The following is an 18,749-nucleotide window of genomic DNA, read 5'->3' as shown; positions in this document are numbered from 1 at the left end:
TTGTTGCGGCCCGCCGGCTAGGCCGCGCTGCGCACGGCTCGCGTCAGATGATCGGCCTGCAATTGCTCCAGCCGTACGACTGGCGCACCGAGCTGGTGGGCGAGCTGCCCCGCCAATCCCAGCCGCACATACGACGTTTCGCAATCCACCACCACCGCCGCGGTGCCTTCGGCGACCAATCGAGAGGCCGCAATTCGGCTGCGGCCCAACGGGTCCGGCCCCGCGGTCGCGCGACCGTCGGTGAGCACCACCACCAGCGGACGCCGTGCCCGATCGCCCGCCCTTTCCCGGACGATCAGCTCACGTGCGGCCAGCAGACCCTCGGCCAGCGGCGTCTTGCCGCCGGTATCGAACCGGGCCAGACGCCGGCCGGCGATGTACGCCGACGACGTCGGTGGAAGCAACAGCCGCGCCTGGTGCCGGCGGAAGGTGATCACCGCGACCTTGTCGCGTCGCTGATAGGCGTCGCGCAACAGCGACAGGGTGGCACCGCTCACCGCGGCCATCCGGTCCCGGGCGGCCATCGATCCGGACGCGTCGACGACGAAGATCACCAGATTGCCTTCGCGTCCTTCGCGGACCGCGCGGCGCACGTCGTCGGGTCGCGGGCGCAGCGGCCCGGCACCGGCCCGCTCGGCGGCCGACAGCAGTGTCGCGAACAGGTGTAGGCCGTGCGCGCCGGGGTTGTCGGCGTCGGCCGCCGCCACCACACTTCCCGCGCGGTTGCGGGCTCGCGAGCGTCGGCCGGGGGCTCCCTCACCGACGCCGGGAACCGTCAGCGCGCGGGCACGAAACGTTTTCGACGGCGGGGCACTGGGCCGTGTCTTGGGTGGCTGCGGCTTGGATGATGATGGCGAATCCGGTTGCGAGGCAGGGTCATCGGCGGGCTGGCCGCCACCGGACGGGTCGGGATCGGGTTCCGGATCATTACCGGCCCGCTCCAGCGCCTCGTCCAACTGGTCGCGGTCGATACCCGGATCGTCGAACGGGTCGCGGCGGCGCCGATGCGGTAGCGCCAGTTCGGCCGCCACCCGGATATCCTGTTCCTCCACCGTGGTCACGCCCCGCCAGGCGGCGTGAGCGACGGCCGTGCGGGCAACCACCAGATCGGCTCGCATCCCGTCGACATCGAACGCCGCACACAGCGCCGCAATTCTCCGTAACTCGTTGTCCGGCAATACCACATCGTCGACGAGCGCACGAGCCGAGGCGATCCGCCGGGCCAGCTCGGCGTCGTCGGCGGCATAACGAGTAGCGAACCCATCCGGGTCTGCCTCGTAGGCCATCCGCTGCCGAATCACCTGCACCCGCACGTCGACATCACGCGACGCATGCACGTCGACGGTCAGCCCGAACCGGTCGAGCAGCTGCGGGCGCAGTTCGCCTTCCTCCGGATTCATCGTGCCGATCAGCACGAAACGGGCCTCATGCGAGTGCGAGATGCCGTCGCGTTCGATGTGCACCCGCCCCATCGCGGCGGCGTCGAGCAGCACGTCGACCAGGTGATCGTGCAGCAGGTTGACCTCGTCGACGTAAAGCACGCCACCGTGGGCACGCGCGAGCAATCCCGGGGAGAACGCATGCTCACCGTCGCGCAGCACCCGCTGCAGATCCAGCGAACCGATCACCCGGTCTTCGGTTGCGCCCAGCGGCATTTCGACCAAACCGGTCCCGGCGCCGTTGCTTCCGGTCGCCGCGGACAGCAACGCGGCCAAGCCGCGTACGGCCGTCGATTTGGCGGTGCCCTTCTCGCCGCGGATCAGCGCGCCGCCGATTTCCGGGCGCACCGCACACAACAGCAGCGCCAGCAGCAGTTGGTCGTGACCGACGATCGCGCTGAATGGGTAGGGCTTCACGGCTTCTCCGGCAGGCCGGAACCCGGCCGCAGCATCGGGACGTGCGGAACACCGTCGTCGAGGAAATCGTCGCCGTCGCGGATAAAGCCGTGGTGGGCGTACATGTCGGCCAGATACGTCTGCGCGTTGATCCGGCACGGGTAGTCCCCGACCTCGGCCAGTGCGGCGCGCAGCAGCCGGGTGGTGTGGCCGTGTCCGCGCGCGCTGCGTTTGGTGCACAGCCGTCCGATCCGGAACACCTTCTCGCCGCCGGCGTGCTCCTCCATCAGCCGCAGCGTGCAGATCACGTCGCCGTCTGAAGTTTCCAGCCAGAAGTGCCGAGTCTCGGCAAGCAAGTCGCGCCCGTCCAGTTCCGGATACGGGATGGCCTGTTCGACGACGAACACCTCCACCCTGAGCTTGAGCAGCTCGTAAAGGGTTTGGGCGTCAAGGTCTTTGGCCCAGATGCGGCGTAGCGCTTCAGTCATTTGCGCCGCTCCTCCTAATCACTATTCGCTTTCGCTCGCCGGCGCGGGTCATAAGGCGTTCAACTGTAATACGTTGGCGCTCCACGAGCGCACCTCGTCGTAGAGCGCCGGTTCATTGGAGAGCTCGGTCCCAAGCGAAGGGATCATCTCCTTGAGCTTGGGCAGCCAGGACCGATAGCGGTTCGCAAAACAGCTGGAAAGCACGTCGAGCATGATCGGCACGGCCGTCGAGGCTCCCGGGGAGCCACCGAGCAGTCCGGCGATGCTGCCGTCGGCCGAACGCCGGATGGTGGTGCTGAATTCGAGCACGCCTCCGGCGCCCTTGGCTCGCCGGATCACCTGTACGCGCTGACCGGCCACCGTCAGCTGCCAATCCGAATCCAGCGCACTGGGCGCGAATTCGCGCAGCGCATGAATCCGGCCGGGCTCGGTGAGCCGCAGTTGGCGGATCAAGTAATTGACCATTTTCATCTCGGTGATGCCGACGCCCAGCATCGACACCACGTTGTCACACCTGATGGATCGGGGCAGATCGCTGAGGTGACCATGCTTCAAGAATTTAGGCGACCAGCCGGCGTACGGCCCGAAGACCAGCCACGATTTGCCGTTGACGAACCGCAGATCCAGATGCAGCGCCCCCAGCGGTGGGGCACCGGACGCCGGGGCACCGTAGACCTTGGCCCGATGCGCACCGATGAGCGCGGGATTGTCGGTGCGCAGGAACCGGCCGCCGATCGGGAAGCCGGCGAAGCCTTTGACCTCTTTGATGCCGGACTTCTGTAGCAGCGGCAATGCGTCACCACCGGCGCCGACGAACACGAATTTCGCCTTCAGCTTTCGCTTTTCGCCGGTACGGCGATTACCGATCCGCAGGGTCCAGCCGCCATCTGCTTGCCGGGTCAGATTCGCGACCTCGTGGCCGAACAGTGCGGTCACACCGTTGCGCACGCAAAAGCCAATCAGCTGCTTGGACAGCGAACCGAAGTCCACGTCGGTGCCGTCGGGCGCCCAGTTGAGCGCAATCGGCTCGGAGAAGTCACGTTTGGCGGCCATGAACGGAAGCCGGCGGGCGAACTCATCCGGGTCGTCGACCAGTTCGGTACCGGCGAACAGCGGGTTGGGGGCCAACGCCTGCTGGCGCCGCCGCAGATAGTCGACCCGCTGCGCGCCATGCACGAAACTGACGTGCGGGACGCGATTGACGAAGCTTCGATCGACGAGGATGCCGTTCTCGACGGCGTAGGCCCAGAACTGGCGCGTCACCTGGAATTGCTCGTTGATGGACACCGCCTTGCTGATGTCGATCGAGCCGTCACGCTGCGGTGTGTAGTTCATCTCGCACAGCCCGGCGTGCCCGGTGCCGGCGTTGTTCCACGGACTGCTGCTCTCGGCGGCGACGGCATCCAGCCGCTCGATCACGGTGATCGACCAGTCCGGTTCCAGCAGTCGCAACAACGCGGCCAGAGTGGCGCTCATGATGCCGGCACCGACCAGCACGACGTCGGTGCGCGTCGTCGCTACGTCTGCCACCGAAACGCTGGTCCCTTCGTTGACTGTGCCGGCCATCAGGTTATCCCGGCCAGCGCGACCGAAACGATCCACACCTGCCGCAACCAGCAAAAGCCTTCGCCACGCTAAGCTTGCCTGGTGACTGGCTGGGTGCCCGACGTCCTGCCTGGCTACTGGCAATACACCATCGGACTCGGACCCGATCCGGCTGGCGAGGGCGACATCGTCGCAACCCTGATCCGGCGCGGCCCGGCAACCGGCGATCCCAACGGTCGCGAGCACGCGGTGCTGGCGGTCCACAGTTACACCGATTACTTCTTCAACACCGCGCTGGCCGACCACTTCGCCAACCGCGGATTCACCTTCTATGCACTGGACCTACAGAAGTGCGGCCGGTCGCGGCGCGACGGCCAGACCCCGCACTTCATCACCGATCTCGCGCACTACGACGCCGAACTCGACCGTGCCCTGGCCGTCATCGCCGAGCAGGTCGTCAAGGTTCTGATGTATGGCCATTCCGCCGGCGGTCTGATCGTGGCGTTGTGGATGGACCGGTTGCGCCGGCGAAACCCGAAGGCGCACGCCGGTATCGGCGGATTGGTTCTCAATAGCCCGTTCCTGGATCTGCACGGCCCGGCGATCTTGCGGATGGGACTGACCTCGGCGATGATCGCCGGGCTGTCACGAGTGCGTTCCAAACGCGTACTCCGCGGGTCGAGCAAGGGCGGTTACGGCACCACCCTGCATCGCCACTACGACGGCGAGTTCGACTACGACCTGCAGTGGAAACCGTTGGGCGGCTTCCCGATCACCGCGGGGTGGCTGCACGCCGTGCGCCGCGGCCATGCCCGGCTGCACCGGGGCCTGGATGTCGGTGTGTCCAACTTGATCCTGCGGTCGGACCACAGCGTGCCCGAAACCATCGACGCGATGGACATGCAACGCGGCGACGCGGTTCTCGACGTCGCTCAGATCGCCAGATGGGCCGGCTGTGTCGGGAACCGCAGCACCGTGATCCCAGTGGTCGACGCCAAACACGATGTGTTCCTGTCTGTCCAGCGGCCGCGCGAAGTCGCCTATCGGGAATTGGATCTCTGGTTGGACGGCTACCTTCGCACCAACAACACCGACGCCTCGGCATCGCTTGGAAAGGGTTGACGGCGTGCAGACTTACGATATCGCAATCATCGGAACCGGTTCGGGCAACACCATTCTCGACGATCGCTTCGCCGACAAGCGGGTGGCGATCTGCGAGCAGGGCACATTCGGCGGTACCTGCCTGAACGTTGGGTGCATCCCGACCAAGATGTTCGTCTACGCCGCCGAGGTCGCCCAAACGATCCGGGAGGCGGCGCACTACGGCGTCGACGCGCGCATTGACCGGGTGCGCTGGGATGACATCGTCTCGCGCGTCTTCGGGCGCATCGATCCGATCGGCGTCGGCGGCGAGGACTATCGCAGCTCCGAGCCCAATATCGACGTGTACAAGCAGCACACCCGATTCGGTCCGGTTCAGGCCGACGGGCGCTACCTGCTGCGCACCGACGCCGGCGACGAGTTCTCGGCCGACCAGGTGGTGATAGCCGCGGGTGCACGTTCGGTGGTTCCCCCGGCCATCCTCGAGAGCGGTGCCCAGTACTACACCAGCGACACGATCATGCGAATCTCCGAGTTGCCAGAGCATCTGGTGATCGTCGGAGGCGGTTTCGTGTCGGCCGAATTCGCCCACATCTTCTCCTCGCTGGGCTCGCGAGTCACCCTGGTGGTACGCGGATCTGCCTTGCTGCGGCATTGCGATGACACCCTGTGCAAACGCTTCACCCGCATCGCGTCGAGCAAATGGGAACTGCACACCCATCGCAATGTCGTGAGTGCCGAGGACCAGGCCCCGGGCGTCGCAGTGCAACTCGATAACGGTCACACCATCAAAGCCGACGCACTACTGGTCGCGACGGGCCGGGTTTCCAATGCTGATCTTTTGGACGCCGATCAAGCCGGTGTCGCCATCGAGGACGGCCTCGTGGTCGTCGACGAGTACCAGCGGACCACGGCGCGCGGGGTTTTCGCCCTCGGCGACGTCTCCTCGCCGTATCAGCTCAAGCACGTAGCCAACCACGAGGCGCGCGTGGTGCAGCACAATCTGTTGTGCGACTGGGACGACACCGAATCGATGGCGATCACCGACCACCGCTACGTGCCGTCCGCGGTATTCACCGATCCCCAGATCGCGTGCGTGGGTTTGACCGAAAACGAAGCCATTGCACAGGGTTTCAAGATCTCGGTGAAAATTCAGGACTACGGCGACGTCGCCTACGGCTGGGCGATGGAGGACACCACCGGCATCGTGAAGCTGATCGGCGAGCGCGGCACCGGGCGGCTGCTGGGTGCGCACATCATGGGACATCAGGCATCGTCGATAATCCAGCCGTTGATCCAGGCCATCAGTTTCGGACTTACCGCCCCGGAAATGGCCCGCGGGCAGTACTGGATCCATCCGGCGCTGCCCGAGGTGGTGGAGAACGCGCTATTGGGCCTGCGCTGACCTCAGCGGCGGCCCGCCGACTCGGCTTGCTGGCATTGCGGGCACAGACCGCGCAACGTCAGGCCGGCGCGCTCCGACAGGGCGAACGCACTACCCTCCATCGCGTGTTCGAGCGCGGAGCTCAGCTGCCGGGCGGGCACTTCGATGATCGAGCCGCACTGCGTGCACACCGCGTGGTGATGGGGGGCGGCCGCCAGCCCGTAGGTGGTGATGCCGCCGTCGAGGGTCAACGCGTGCAGCACCGCCTGCTCGACCAGGGTGGTCACGGTGCGGTAGATGGTGGCCACGTCGGGTGGCTGGGCGCCGGCCGGCAAGCCGGCCTGCACCCGGCGATGGATCTCCGCGACGGAGAGGTGGCCGTTGACCGGTTCGAGCACCGCCAACACCTGTATGCGTGACGTCATCCGCCGCAGCCCGCGGGCACGCAGAAAGTCGCCGATGCGTTCAGTGACTTCAGGGTCGAGCGCAGACCGGTTGGACGTCACCCGTTCAGTGTTGCGCCGGACATGCCGGATTGCCAGTCTTAGGCACCGCCCGAGCGGGTAGCCGTCCTGCAACTCGCTTGCATCGAGCTCGCGCCCGACCCTAGAGTCGACCCGGTGGCCAGTACTGAACTCCGGACCCGTCAGAGCAGGTTAGCCGGGCTGCACGGCCTCCTGGCTCCCGCGGAATGGGGACGTCTGGGGGCCATGCTGGCGGTGATCGTCGCGCTGCATCTCATCGGCTGGGCCACCCTGGTCTTACTTGTGGATCCGGCGCGACTGAGTGTGGGCGGCAAGGCATTTGGCATCGGTGTCGGACTGACGGCTTACGCGCTGGGCCTGCGGCACGCCTTTGACGCCGACCATATCGCCGCCATCGACAACACCACCCGCAAGCTGATGAGCGACGGGCAGCGCCCGCTTGCGGTCGGATTCTTTTTCTCGCTAGGCCACTCGACCGTGGTGTTCGTGCTGGCGATGCTGCTGGCGATCGGCGCGAAGGCCATCGTGGGGCCGGTCGAAGACGATTCCTCGGCGCTGCATCACTACACCGGCCTGATCGGAACCAGCGTCTCGGGCGTCTTCCTCTATCTGATCGCCCTTCTCAACGTGATCGTGCTGGTCGGAATCCTGCGGGTGTTCCTGCGGTTGCGCCGCGGCGAATACGACGAGGCCGAGCTGGAACAGCATTTGGACAACCGTGGATTCCTCAACCGCTTCCTCGGCCGTTTCACCCAGTCGATCTCCAAGTCCTGGCACATGTACCCGGTCGGCTTGCTGTTCGGACTGGGCTTCGACACCGCCACCGAGATCGCCCTGCTGGTGCTGGCCGGCTCTAGCGCGGCGGCCGGGCTGCCGTGGTACGCGATCCTGTGTTTGCCGGTGCTGTTCGCCGCCGGCATGTGCCTGCTGGACACCATCGACGGCTCGTTCATGAACTTCGCCTACGGCTGGGCGTTTTCCAACCCGGTGCGCAAGATCTACTACAACATCACCATTACCGGGCTTTCGGTCGTCGTCGCCCTGTTGATCGGCAGTATGGAACTGCTCGGCCTGTTCGCCGGCCAGCTCGGGTGGCGGGGCCCCTTCTGGGACTGGCTCGGCGAGCTCGACCTCAACACCGTCGGCTTCGTCATAGTCGGCATCTTCGTGATCACCTGGCTGGTAGCGCTGCTCGTCTGGCGCTATGGCCGCATCGAAGAGAAGTGGTCCGTGCCCGCCGAGAGCGCGCCCTAGCCCGCCGAGGTGCGCTGCCGCGTCTGCGGCGGGCAGTCGAAGATCACCGGCGCACTGGACGACTCCCGGATTACCTGGGGCACAGTCGTTCCCGTGGCGCGGATGAGGTCGAGGTGACCAGCGAACGGCTGGCTCACGTTTAGTCGTGCCAGACTGGGGCCATGTCTGGTCCAACGCCCGGATCCCTGTGCGATGTCCTGCCCGCGGCCGCCGCATTGCTCGGCGTCCCGGATGCCGTCGACCGGCTGGCGGTGACGGAATCGGTTGCTAAGCAAGTTGATCGCGTCGCCGTCGTGCTGGTAGACGGCCTGGGTTGGCACCTGCTGCCGGAGCTGGCGGGCAGCGCGCCGCTGCTTGCCTCCGTCCTGACCGGCGGCACCGGCCGGATGAGCGAACTGACCTGCACCTTCCCGTCCACCACGCCGAGCAGCCTGGTATCGCTGGGCACCGGCGCGCCGCCGGGCGCGCACGGCATCCTGGGCTTCACCGTCAACGTCCCCGGCACCGATCGGGTTCTCACCCACATCTATTGGCGTGACGACCCGCCATACGCCGAATGGCAGCCGGTGCCCACCTGGTTCGAACGCCTTACCCAATCCGGGGTCACGGCGCGGGCGGTACTGCCGGCGTTGTTCATCGGCAGTGGGCTGACCGACGCGGCGTATCGCGGCGCGGGCTTTCGTCCGACCGCCCCGACCGACGACTACGCCCAGCACGTCATTGACGAGCTGAGTGCAGCGCCGGGTCTCGTCTATGCCTACACCGCCGACCTGGACACCGCCGCGCACGTGTTCGGTATCGGATCTCCACACTGGCATGAGGCGGCCGCACGCATCGACGCGCTGCTGACTCGCCTGGTCGACGCCCTGCCCCCGAACGCGGCGCTGCTGGTGACCGCCGACCACGGCGGTCTCAACGTTCCGCCCCAGGCCCGCGTCGATCTGGACACCGACACCAGGCTGAGCGCGGGAATCCAGGTGGTCGCGGGCGAACCGCGGGTGCGCTACCTGCACACCGAACCCGGAGCCGCGGCCGACGTGCAAGCGACGTGGCGCGAGCTGCTCGACGGCCGTGCCGCGGTCTACAGCCGCGAACAAGCGGTGGCTACCGGAATGTTCGGGCCGGTCAACCCGCAGCATCTGGCACGAATCGGCGACGTTGTCGTCATCTGCACCGGCGATACCGCCGTGCTGGCAACCAAACACGAACCCCCCGAAGTGGCTCGCCTCATAGGTTTTCACGGCAGCGCCACCGCGGCTGAAATGGCAATTCCGCTCATCGTTTTCGACTCGTAAGCTGCGTGGGGTGGACTCACACGCACCGGATCGGCATCGGGGAGCTTCGGACCACATCGTTTGAAACGCGATATCACTTTTTAAACAGGTTCCAGCTTTTAAATAGGTTCCAGCCCAACTCGATTCGCGCTGATGCGGTCAGTGTGATCAGCAAATCAATGCGAATATCGCTATTCTTCCATTCACCAAAATGCACATCAGACTTTGATCGATCTCACAGCTGGCAGCGGCTGGTACACAGCTTTCGTGTTGTACAGTCGGGCCACTGTGAACGTTTGGGACGCTGGACATTCCCGGCGGTGGCACCGTGCCATCGCCGTGGTCGCGGCGCTCGGCTTATTCATCAGTCTCGTCGCCGGTTCTGCGTTGCGGTCCCAGTTTTCCGCGGCCACATTGCCCGAGCCCGCGGCGTGGTCACACGTCAACCCGAGCGCCGGCAGCACTGCCGGGCATTCGCAGACGCGTAGCGAGTCCACGGCCACGTCCCACCTTCAACGTGCCTGCTCATGGGGCGCGCCGCCGGTACACAAAAAGCCGTTTCACAGCATGTGGATGACGCACGACCGCCCGGACATGTGGCCGCGATTGCAATCGCAGACGGTGCGCTCGCAGCTACCGGCTTCCTTGGCCGGCATAGGTTTTCGATCCGGCGATGTTCACACCAGCGCACCCGCGGCTGAATGCGGCGATCAAATCTTGACGCTGCTCTGCGTATCTCGTCGCTGATAGGACACCACTGGCCTTTTGGGGGCCAGTGCCCCGGCGTTCATTCGCCGCAGCACCGCTAGTGCCGCGCGATCGAGCTTTCACAGCCAGCAAACGCGATAGCGCCCACTAGCGGCCTATTTCGCGTCTATGTCTTGGAGGAAAATCCATGTTTTCAAAATTCACCACCTCCCTAAAGGTGAGATAGCAATGCATTTTGGAACGCTACCGCCGGAAATCAACTCCGGGCTGATGTATTCGGGCCCCGGCTCACGATCGATGATGGACGCCGCCATAGCGTGGGACGGGCTGGCCATTCGCCTGTATGACACGGCGGTGCAATACAGTTCGGTCAAATCGAAGCTGGCCACCGGGTCAGCGGCGTTACTCGAGGCCGTGGCAGCCCATATCGATTGGCTGAATGTCGTTGCCGTGCAGGCCGAAAAGACGGCTACTCAGGCCAGGTCGGTGGCGAGTGCCTATGAGTTGGCGTTGGCAGCGATGGTTCCGCCTTCAGCCATCCAGGCTAACCGCATGCTGCGGACCTGGCTTGCCGCGACGAATTGTCTGGGCCAGTACAGCCCGGCGATCGCGGACGCCGAAGGCGACTACGACCAGATGTGGGCTCAGGACGTCGACACAATGCACAGCTACGCCGAGGCTTCGGCCGGCGCCGCAACGGTGACACCGTTGCGCTCACCGCCCGCCATTGCGGGGCCGGGCGAGACGATCACCCGAGCACCCGGCAGCTGGACCCTGAAGGCGGCGCCGGACATGGTCGCGGCTGGCCGCCAAGTGATCTCGGTCATTCCCGACGCTCTCGGTGCACTGTCCGCAGCACCGATGACGGCATTCGACGCGTTCCTGTCGCCGGTCAGCTCGTCACTTTCGAAACTCGCTTCACTGTCTGCGCCGTCAGATTTCGCGATCAATCACCTGAATTCCCTGAACAAGCGCGCCGCACTCGATAACGCGGCGGCGATGCTGTCGCTGCTGCCCAACCGTGGCCGCGCCGCAGCCACACCCGTCACAACCGGCTTCGGGCGCGCGACATCGGTCGGGACGCTGTCTGTACCGCGGGGCTGGCTAGCCAACACGCCGCACTCGGAAACCACTGCGCCGCGGCATGGTTGGGGTTATCAGCCGATGCGTTTGGTCGAGACAGCCGAGTCGCCGACGTGGCCACTCACCCGCTAACGACGAGACGAATCACCGAGCCGCGTGCTCGCGGCGTAGCAGCTCGCAGCGTCGACGATCGCGCCGAACAGCCGCAGGTCGTCGAGGAACTGCTCGGGATGCCATTGCACGGCGACCGCGAAGTTGTCGCCGGGCACCTCAAGCCCTTCGACGACACCGTCGGCGTCCCAGGCGCTGACGATCAGGCCGTCACCGACCTTGTCGACGGCTTGATGGTGATAGCACCACGCATCGGCGGACTCACCCAGCAGACCGGCCAGCCTAGTGCCCGCAACCGTGCGAACCGGCAACTCGGTGAACCGCCCATAGCCCGCATGATGCCCGCGATGGCCGAGAACGTCGGGCAGGTGCTGGTGCAGCGTTCCGCCGAACGCGACATTGAGCATCTGCGTGCCGCGACAGATACCCAACACCGGGAGTCCGCGGTCCAGCGCACCCCGCAACAGCGCGAATTCGAACGCGTCGCGGACCGTGCGCGGGGCGTCGGTCTTCGGATGCGGTTGCTGACCGTAGGTGGCCGGGTCCAGGTCATACCCCCCGGTGATCACCAAACCGTCCAGGCTGTCGAGCACGGCCTCGGTGATATCGGGGTCCACCGGCTGCGGCGGCAGCAGCACCGCGATGCCGCCGGCCATGATCACGCCCTCGAAATAGTTCGCGCCCAGATACCCCGCCGGGATGTCCCACCCGTCGGACTGCACCTGCTCGAGATAACTGGTCAGGCCGATTACCGGCCGTCTCGCTGCAGAGGCGTTCACGCCAAACGCATCCTTTCCATTCACCTGACCGTGCGACCGCATTGTCGCCGAATGTCTGCCGCGGTCAGCGCCGCGGCCCATCAGTCCTCGCCTGCCCGAGCTACCAGGTGCTGGTGCGCAACACGATCTCGGCCGCCAACTGCGCGGTCGACTCCTGCGCATTGCGCCGTCCGAGCAAATCCACCGTGCGGTAGTCGGCGTAGACGAATCGCTGGCTGTTGCGGGCCACGGCGCGTCCGTCCTGCGTGCTGACCAACACGGTGGTGCCGATCTCCACCGGCGGGCAGTGGTCGTCACGGACCGCGCCGTTGACGTCGGCCACTCGCGGATGTCCGCGGTCGACGACGACCAAGCCGACAAACCGGCCCAGCTTGGTCGCCGCCAGTTCCCAGGCGATGTCGCCGCCGGCGCGATCGCCCACCACCACCGCCCAGCCGATGCCCAGCCCGTCGAGGATGCCGATCACCGACTTCGGGGTCAGCCGCGGGTCGAGGCCGATGACGATGGTGCGAATCGAAGCGGTGTGGAGGCGGTCGCAGACCGCGTCGTAGGCGCCCAGCTCGCGATTTTCATCGCCGAGGATGACGACGACGACACCGTTCTCAGGACCGGACACGCCGACCGGGACGGGAAACCCGTCGAGCGTGGTCATCATCGAGGGCACTTACGCACGCTACAGCCAATATTGACACCGCGCGAGGTTTCCTTCCGGTACCCCAGCAACCGACGGCCCTACCGCCGCAGCTGGCTTGCGATGTGCGGTCGTGGCGGCCCTGCGCCGTCGAGCAGGCCGAGGATGGCGTCCACCTCGAGGTGCGACGCCAGCAGGTCGGCCATCAGATCCAGCTGGGCGTCGCGGCGTGCCGCGACGTTGGTGTCGTCGGCAACAACGAATCTCCTCCGCCCGGCGGCTGCGGCGACACGGGTGAGCCACCCGCGCCGGAAGTCGTCGTTGTCCAGCAGGCCGTGCCAGTGCGTGCCGTAGATCGCACCCCCCACGATGCCGTGTGGTTGGGAGTCGACCTGGAACCAGGCCGACTCGTCGCATCGAACGAGCTGGCCATGGTGGATTTCGTAGCCGCTGAGCGGGTGCTGCCAACGGCGCAGCGTCTTGTGCTCGCCGAAGACGATGTCTGCGTCCAGCAGGCCCAGGCCCGCCACTTCCCCATGTCCGGATTCCACCGTGTCCACGATGCGCCGGCACAGCATCTGCAACCCCCCACAGATGCCCAGCATCGGCTTGCCGGCTCGTGTGTGATCGGTGATCGCGGCGGCCAGGCCGCGATCACGCAGCCAGTCCAGGTCGGCGACGGTCGCCTTGCTGCCCGGAAGCACCACCAGGTCGGCGTCGGCGAGGTCGGCGGGGTCACTGACCCAGCGCACCAGCACACCCGGCTCGCATGCCAGGGCTTCGATATCGGTCGAGTTGGAGATTCGCGGCAGCCGGATGGCGGCCACCTTGAGCCACTCGCCGGCCAGTGGCGGGGCCGGCCTGCCGACGGCGCGATGCGCGAGGACCGACAGCGAGTCCTCCGCGTCCAGCCAGAGCTCGTCGGCGTAGGGCAACACGCCATACGTTGGGCGGCCGGTCATTTCGAGCAGCTGCCGCAGCCCGGGCTCCAGCAGCGCCGGGTCGCCGCGGAACTTGTTGACGATGAATCCCGCGATCAGCGCCTGGTCGTCGGGCTCGAGCACCGCAACCGTCCCGAACAGATGAGCCAGCAGGCCGCCGCGATCGATGTCACCCACCAGAACCACCGGCAGGTTTGCGGCTCTGGCCAATCCCATGTTGGCCAAATCCGTCGCCCGCAAATTGATTTCGGCCGGTGAACCGGCGCCCTCGCAGATCACCACATCGAATTCGTCTCGTAGAGAAGACAAGTCATCGATGACGACCTGCGCAAGCTGATCGCGATGCTCAAAATAACTTGCCGCGGTAACCGAATCGGCCACGCGGCCCCGGATCACCAGCTGCGACGTCCGGTCGCCGCCCGGTTTGAGCAGGATCGGGTTGAACCGCACACTGGGCTCCAGTCCCGCCGCGCGGGCCTGAATCGCCTGGGCCCGGCCGATTTCGCCGCCCTCGGCGGTGACCGCGGAGTTGTTCGACATGTTCTGCGCCTTGAACGGCGCGACCCGGACTCCGCTGCGAGCCAGCAGCCGGCACAGACCCGCGACCAGAACCGATTTTCCGGCATCGGAGCTGGTGCCCGCGACCAGCAGAGCGCCGTTCACGTGTGCGAACGGCTCAGGCGGCGGTGAGGATCTCGGCGCCGGTATCGGTGACCAGCAGGGTGTGCTCGAACTGTGCGGTCCACTTGCGGTCCTTGGTGACCACCGTCCAGCTGTCGTCCCAGATTTCGTAGTCCAGCGCGCCGAGATTGATCATCGGTTCGATGGTGAACGTCATCCCCGGCTGTATCTCGGTGGTGACCGACGGCTGGTCGTAGTGCAGCACCACCAGCCCGTTGTGGAACGTGGTGCCGATTCCGTGGCCAGTGAAGTCGCGAACGACGTTGTACCCGAAGCGATTTGCGTATGCCTCGATGACGCGGCCAACGATCGACAGCGCGCGCCCGGGCTTGACGGCGTTGATCGCTCGCATCGTCGCCTCGCGGGTCCGCTCAACGAGCAGCCGGTGCTCCTCGGACACATCACCGGCCAGAAACGTCGCGTTGGTGTCGCCGTGTACGCCGCCGATGTAGGCGGTGACGTCGATGTTGACGATGTCGCCGTCGGCGATCACCGTCGAGTCGGGGATACCGTGGCAGATCACCTCGTTGAGCGACGTACAGCACGACTTCGGGTAGCCCTTGTAACCCAGCGTCGACGGGTAGGCGCCGTTGTCGACCATGTATTCGTGTGCGATGCGGTCGAGTTCGTCGGTCGTCACGCCGGGCGCGACGGCCTTGCCCGCTTCCGCAAGGGCGGCCGCCGCGATCCGGCCCGCGACGCGCATCTTCTCGATTACCTCGGGTGTCTGCACCCACGGCTCGGTGCCCTCCTTGGCTGTCGGCTTGCCGACATACTCGGGGCGCGGGATGCGGCTGGGCACCGGCAGCGTCGGGGACAACACTCCGGGCGAAAGCGCGGTGCGAGCAGACATGTTCGCCAGCTTAACGATGCTCGCTTCGCACTGCCGTCGCCGAGTCGGTAAATCCGCACGGCTCTACTCGCACTTCTGCTCCCAGATTTTCCGGCTCGGCGAACTAGACGGCGCGGCGACGCAACAGCGAGCGGCGTGGTCCATGGATGGTCACCGAGCCGCACACCACCCGGCCGGTCAGCACCACATGCGGCCTGCCTTCGCCCGGGGCATCCTTGCGGCGGTCACGGGCACTGCCTCCATAGACTTCGACGTCGTCGATCGAGGCGCTGGCGCCGTCCGGGAGCCAGATATCCACCGAGCCGAACCGCAGGTCGAGCTCGACGACCACCACCGGGCCGGCGAATCGGGCCTTGGTGAGCTCGAGTTTGACCGACCCCAGCCGGCGCACCAGCGCCAACCGGGTGGGCACCGTCCATTCGCCGTGTCGCCGCAGCGAGCCGGCCCAGCCCCGCAGCTCGACCCGGTCGGCCGCGGAGGTGACGATCGCGCCCGGCCCGGGCAGGTCGCCGACCAGGCCGTCCAGTTCGCCCTGGGTGCGCGCGTAGGACACCCGGGACGAGCGCTGCTCGAATTCGTCGATATCGATCAGCCCGAGCGCAACCGCGTTGTGCAGCCGTCGCATCGTGCCGTTGCGGTCCGCATCGGAGACGCGCAACGTCACCATGTCCCCGCCGGTATCCGTCATGATCGCAATTTACCGCTGTTGGGCACCCACGGACCGGGCGCTTCAGGCCAGATAGCCGGGCGGCATCGATTCGAACATGAATTTCGTCATCCGGACCGCCCACTCCGAGCTGCCACCCCCGACGATCAGCGCGGCGAAGGCCAGATCGCCGCGGTACCCGGCGAACCAGGAGTGCGACCCGCCCGGGAATTCGGCCTCACCGGTCTTCCCGTAGATCTCGCCGCAGCCGTTGATCTCCTTGGCGGTTCCGTTGGTGACCACCAGTCGCATCATCGGCCGGAGCGCGTCGACCATCTTCGGGCTGATCGGGGTGTTGTCACCCTCGACCTGCGTCGGCCGGCCCGCAATCAGTTGTGGCACTGGGGTTTTCCCGGCGGCGACGGTGGCCGCCACCAGTGCCATGCCGAACGGGCTGGCAAGCACTCGGCCCTGACCGAAGCCGTCTTCGGTGCGCTCGGCCAGGTCAACCGTCGGCGGCACCGACCCGGTGACGGTGGTGATGCCGTCCACGGTGTAGTCCAGTCCGATGCCGTACTCGGCAGCCGTCTGGGTCAGGCCGCGGGGCGGCATCCTGCTGCTCAGCTCCGCGAACGTGGTGTTGCAGGAACTGGCGAACGCGCGCGACATCGACACCACGCCCAGATCGAAGCCGCCGTAGTTGGGGATGGTGCGGTGTCCGATGTCGAGATGGCCCGGGCAGCCGAGCATCGAGTTAGGCGTAACCATGTCGCGGTCGACGGCCGCTCCCGCGGTGACCATCTTGAACGTCGATCCGGGTGGAAAGAGGCCGTTGGTGGCGGGCAGGCCGTCGGCGTCGGCGCCGCCGTTCTGGGCGATCGCGAGGATCTCCCCCGTCGACGGCTTGATCACGACGATCATCGCCTTGCCGCCCTTGTTGTCCACCGCGCGCTGGGCGGCGTTCTGTACCAGCCGGTCCAACGTGATCGACACCGACGGCGCCGGCGAACCTTCGACCTCGTGCAGCACCGCGACGTCGACATTGTTCTGGTTGACGCTGACCACCCGCCACCCCGCCTGGCCGTCGAGTTGGTCGATCACGGCCTTTTTGACCTGGCCGATGACGGCGGGCGCGAAATGCGGGTCGGTCGCCAGCATGTCGGCCTGCGGTGTGACCACGATGCCGGGCAGCCGCCCGATCACCGGGAACACCTTGTCGTTGTCGGCGGGAAGCAGCGTGACCCCCAGGTCCACCTGGTTGGGTGTCGAGCTGGCCCGCTCGGCCAGCAGCTGCGGGTCGGTCAGCGTCTCGTTGAAAGGCCGCAGCACGTCGACGATCGAGTGGGTGGTGAAGCTCAGCGACTGCGGCGGTCCGGCCTTGGTGGCGTCCAGGGTGTAGTGATAGCGGTAGCCCGGCGCCAGCACGTCGCTGCCCCCGAGTTCGTTCACCGAGGCGCGGCGCGGGGCATCAGCCCGCAAGGCGAAGGTCTGATGCTCGCCCAGCTTGGGGTGCAGCCCGTTGGGCGCCCAGCGAACCTGCCAGCGCCCCTCGTCGCGGGCCATCCGCAGTTGGCCGTCGTAGCTCCAGAGCCGATTCTTGGGCAGATGCCAGGTGAAGCGATAGCTGACCGTGCCGGTGTCCTCGGCGTACTTGGCGCTCAGCACCTGCGCGTCCAGGTGGGTGGCCTGCAGCCCGGCCCAGGCGGCATTCAGCGCTTCGCGAGCCTCGTTGGGGTTGTCGCTGAGTTGGGCGGCCGTCGCGGTATCGCCAATGGCCAAGGCGCGGAAGTACTTCTCAGCGGCGGGGCCCGGTCCGTCGGGACGCGGAGTGCACCCGGACATCGCGACACTCGCGACAAGCAGCAGGACCGCGGCTATTGAAACGCCTGATACTAGTGAGGTTTTTGTGGCCATCGTTACTGATGTTAAGAACTGTGGCTCGCGCAGCAGCGCAGACACACCGAGACCCGACCGTTATGTGAGGCTCGCGACGATTCCCATGCCGACCGTGCGGCCGGCCGCACGGTCGTGACGGCGAAGTTGTCGAGCTAGTCGAGCAGCACCGTGGCGAAGTTGCCGACCTCGGCGAAGCCCACCCGGGAGTAGGCCGCCCGGGCTACCTCGTTGAAGTCATTGACGTACAGGCTGGCAATGCGCCCGCTGCCGACGATCACGGCAGCCAGCATCGCGGTGCCACGAGCGCCGAGCCCCAGGCCACGCCACTCCGGATGCACCCAGACGCCCTGGATCTGACCCACCGCGGGCGATTGCGACCCCACCTCGGCCTTGAAGACGACCTGACCGTGCTCGAACCGGGCCCAGGCGCGCCCGGCCGCGATCAGGCTGGCCACCCGGCGGCGGTAGCCCCGACCGCCGTCGCCCAGCCGCGGGTCGATGCCGACCTCCCCGATGAACATGTCGACCGCGGCCACCAGGTAGGCATCCAGCTCCTCGGGCCGCACCTGGCGCACCTCGGGGTCGAGCTCGCAGAGCGGGTGCTTGGCCAGCGCCATCAGTGGTTGGCGTTCGCGCACGTCGCGCGCCGGCCCCCAGGCCTGCTCTAGCCGCTCCCACATCGGCAGCACCAGGCTGGCCCGGCCGACCAGCGACGAGCAGCGACGTGTCCCGCTCATCGCCTCGTCGGCAAACGCGTTCAGGTCTGCCGGCAGCCCCCGCAGCGGGATCAGGTTAGCTCCGGCGAAACACAGCGACTCGTCGGCCCCGCGGCGGGTCCACAGCTCCCCACCGATCGCGCCGGGGTCGATCCCGTGATCGGCGACGCGGGAGGCCACCATGCATGAGCCGATCGGATCCTCGTCCAGAACTCGCCAAACCGCGGCGGTGTCACGCACCACGGACACCCGTCGATCGCCGACTAGGCGAAACAGGGGCGGAGCCGACATCTGGCGAACTCTCTGTGATGCGAACTGAGGCCAGTAAGAGCGAACTG

17 protein-coding genes are annotated in these 18,749 nt (G+C 66.5%); 5 read left to right on the top strand and 12 right to left on the bottom strand.

Features of this window, described 5'->3' with window-relative positions; translation table 11 throughout:
* Window positions 1–17: 17 nt before the first annotated feature.
* From DB708_RS00210 to mqo, 3 genes are read right to left on the bottom strand one after another with little or no spacing between them, the layout of a single operon-like run.
* On the bottom strand, window positions 18–1,856 hold the full coding sequence (locus DB708_RS00210) for a magnesium chelatase subunit D family protein (protein ID WP_108919954.1): 1,839 nt from the start codon (window positions 1,854–1,856) through the stop codon (window positions 18–20).
* Window positions 1,853–2,323 carry a GNAT family N-acetyltransferase gene (locus DB708_RS00205; protein ID WP_108919953.1) on the bottom strand — a complete coding sequence of 157 codons (471 nt, stop codon included), beginning with the start codon at window positions 2,321–2,323 and terminating at the stop codon, window positions 1,853–1,855. Before DB708_RS00205 ends, DB708_RS00210 begins: the two co-directional genes overlap by 4 nt.
* A gap of 48 nt (window positions 2,324–2,371) precedes the next feature.
* The gene (gene mqo, locus DB708_RS00200; protein ID WP_409347537.1) at window positions 2,372–3,889 is read right to left on the bottom strand and encodes a malate dehydrogenase (quinone); all 1,518 of its coding nucleotides are present in this window, start codon (window positions 3,887–3,889) and stop codon (window positions 2,372–2,374) included.
* 81 nt (window positions 3,890–3,970) lie between these two features.
* On the opposite strand from mqo, the gene DB708_RS00195 reads away from it, so the two are divergent.
* On the top strand, window positions 3,971–4,990 hold the full coding sequence (locus DB708_RS00195; protein ID WP_235616560.1) for an alpha/beta hydrolase: 1,020 nt from the start codon (window positions 3,971–3,973) through the stop codon (window positions 4,988–4,990).
* A gap of 4 nt (window positions 4,991–4,994) precedes the next feature.
* Window positions 4,995–6,374, top strand: coding sequence for a mycothione reductase (mtr, locus tag DB708_RS00190; RefSeq protein WP_108919952.1), 1,380 nt, complete (start codon window positions 4,995–4,997; stop codon window positions 6,372–6,374).
* Between the two features lie 2 nt (window positions 6,375–6,376).
* On the opposite strand, the gene DB708_RS00185 is transcribed toward mtr, so the two are convergent.
* A complete protein-coding gene (locus tag DB708_RS00185; protein WP_235616559.1) occupies window positions 6,377–6,859 on the bottom strand; it encodes a Fur family transcriptional regulator in 483 nt (160 codons plus the stop codon).
* A 114-nt stretch (window positions 6,860–6,973) separates the two neighbouring features.
* Between DB708_RS00185 and nicT the strand changes: the two genes are divergently transcribed.
* Window positions 6,974–8,092: a Nickel transporter NicT gene (nicT, locus tag DB708_RS00180; protein WP_108919951.1), complete on the top strand. Its 1,119-nt coding sequence runs from the start codon at window positions 6,974–6,976 to the stop codon at window positions 8,090–8,092.
* Here nicT and DB708_RS27135 read toward each other — a convergent pair.
* On the bottom strand, window positions 8,089–8,229 hold the full coding sequence (locus tag DB708_RS27135) for a hypothetical protein (RefSeq protein WP_165839684.1): 141 nt from the start codon (window positions 8,227–8,229) through the stop codon (window positions 8,089–8,091). The genes nicT and DB708_RS27135 overlap by 4 nt on opposite strands.
* Before the next feature lie 24 nt (window positions 8,230–8,253).
* Between DB708_RS27135 and DB708_RS00175 the strand changes: the two genes are divergently transcribed.
* Together DB708_RS00175 and DB708_RS00165 are read left to right on the top strand one after the other, a co-directional pair.
* Window positions 8,254–9,387, top strand: coding sequence for an alkaline phosphatase family protein (locus DB708_RS00175; RefSeq protein WP_108919950.1), 1,134 nt, complete (start codon window positions 8,254–8,256; stop codon window positions 9,385–9,387).
* Window positions 9,388–10,302: 915 nt separating this feature from the next.
* Window positions 10,303–11,289 carry a PPE family protein gene (locus DB708_RS00165; RefSeq protein WP_165839683.1) on the top strand — a complete coding sequence of 329 codons (987 nt, stop codon included), beginning with the start codon at window positions 10,303–10,305 and terminating at the stop codon, window positions 11,287–11,289.
* Here DB708_RS00165 and DB708_RS00160 read toward each other — a convergent pair.
* From DB708_RS00160 to DB708_RS00130, 7 genes are all read right to left on the bottom strand, one after another.
* Window positions 11,286–12,089, bottom strand: coding sequence for a gamma-glutamyl-gamma-aminobutyrate hydrolase family protein (locus DB708_RS00160; protein ID WP_108919947.1), 804 nt, complete (start codon window positions 12,087–12,089; stop codon window positions 11,286–11,288). The two genes, DB708_RS00165 and DB708_RS00160, sit on opposite strands and share 4 nt — an antisense overlap.
* A gap of 58 nt (window positions 12,090–12,147) precedes the next feature.
* The gene (locus DB708_RS00155) at window positions 12,148–12,702 is read right to left on the bottom strand and encodes an alpha/beta hydrolase (protein WP_108919946.1); all 555 of its coding nucleotides are present in this window, start codon (window positions 12,700–12,702) and stop codon (window positions 12,148–12,150) included.
* Window positions 12,703–12,779: 77 nt separating this feature from the next.
* Complete coding sequence (locus DB708_RS00150) at window positions 12,780–14,282, bottom strand: cobyric acid synthase (protein ID WP_108919945.1); 1,503 nt, start codon at window positions 14,280–14,282, stop codon at window positions 12,780–12,782.
* A gap of 13 nt (window positions 14,283–14,295) precedes the next feature.
* Window positions 14,296–15,153, bottom strand: a complete 858-nt coding sequence (map, locus tag DB708_RS00145; RefSeq protein ID WP_108919944.1) for a type I methionyl aminopeptidase — start codon at window positions 15,151–15,153, stop codon at window positions 14,296–14,298.
* A 103-nt stretch (window positions 15,154–15,256) separates the two neighbouring features.
* On the bottom strand, window positions 15,257–15,841 hold the full coding sequence (locus DB708_RS00140) for a DUF1707 SHOCT-like domain-containing protein (protein WP_108919943.1): 585 nt from the start codon (window positions 15,839–15,841) through the stop codon (window positions 15,257–15,259).
* Between the two features lie 42 nt (window positions 15,842–15,883).
* Entirely contained in the window at window positions 15,884–17,713 is a 1,830-nt protein-coding gene (locus DB708_RS00135; protein ID WP_108919942.1) for a penicillin-binding transpeptidase domain-containing protein, read from the bottom strand.
* 134 nt (window positions 17,714–17,847) lie between these two features.
* On the bottom strand, window positions 17,848–18,702 hold the full coding sequence (locus tag DB708_RS00130; RefSeq protein ID WP_108919941.1) for a GNAT family N-acetyltransferase: 855 nt from the start codon (window positions 18,700–18,702) through the stop codon (window positions 17,848–17,850).
* Window positions 18,703–18,749 lie beyond the last annotated feature (47 nt).

The organism is Mycobacterium montefiorense (assembly GCF_003112775.1).
GTDB lineage: Bacteria > Actinomycetota > Actinomycetes > Mycobacteriales > Mycobacteriaceae > Mycobacterium > Mycobacterium montefiorense.
This window is presented reverse-complemented; position numbering and strand designations above follow the sequence as displayed.

Bases quoted from the DNA above. Each gene is read 5' to 3' on its own strand.
- DB708_RS00140 (WP_108919943.1), bottom strand. From the start codon at position 15,841: ATGACGGATACCGGCGGGGACATGGTGACGTTGCGCGTCTCCGATGCG.
- DB708_RS00135 (WP_108919942.1), bottom strand. From the start codon at position 17,713: ATGGCCACAAAAACCTCACTAGTATCAGGCGTTTCAATAGCCGCGGTC.
- DB708_RS00165 (WP_165839683.1), top strand. From the start codon at position 10,303: ATGCATTTTGGAACGCTACCGCCGGAAATCAACTCCGGGCTGATGTAT.
- DB708_RS00155 (WP_108919946.1), bottom strand. From the start codon at position 12,702: ATGATGACCACGCTCGACGGGTTTCCCGTCCCGGTCGGCGTGTCCGGT.
- DB708_RS00205 (WP_108919953.1), bottom strand. From the start codon at position 2,323: ATGACTGAAGCGCTACGCCGCATCTGGGCCAAAGACCTTGACGCCCAA.
- DB708_RS00160 (WP_108919947.1), bottom strand. From the start codon at position 12,089: ATGCGGTCGCACGGTCAGGTGAATGGAAAGGATGCGTTTGGCGTGAAC.
- DB708_RS00175 (WP_108919950.1), top strand. From the start codon at position 8,254: ATGTCTGGTCCAACGCCCGGATCCCTGTGCGATGTCCTGCCCGCGGCC.
- DB708_RS00130 (WP_108919941.1), bottom strand. From the start codon at position 18,702: ATGTCGGCTCCGCCCCTGTTTCGCCTAGTCGGCGATCGACGGGTGTCC.
- map (WP_108919944.1), bottom strand. From the start codon at position 15,153: ATGTCTGCTCGCACCGCGCTTTCGCCCGGAGTGTTGTCCCCGACGCTG.
- mqo (WP_409347537.1), bottom strand. From the start codon at position 3,889: ATGGCCGGCACAGTCAACGAAGGGACCAGCGTTTCGGTGGCAGACGTA.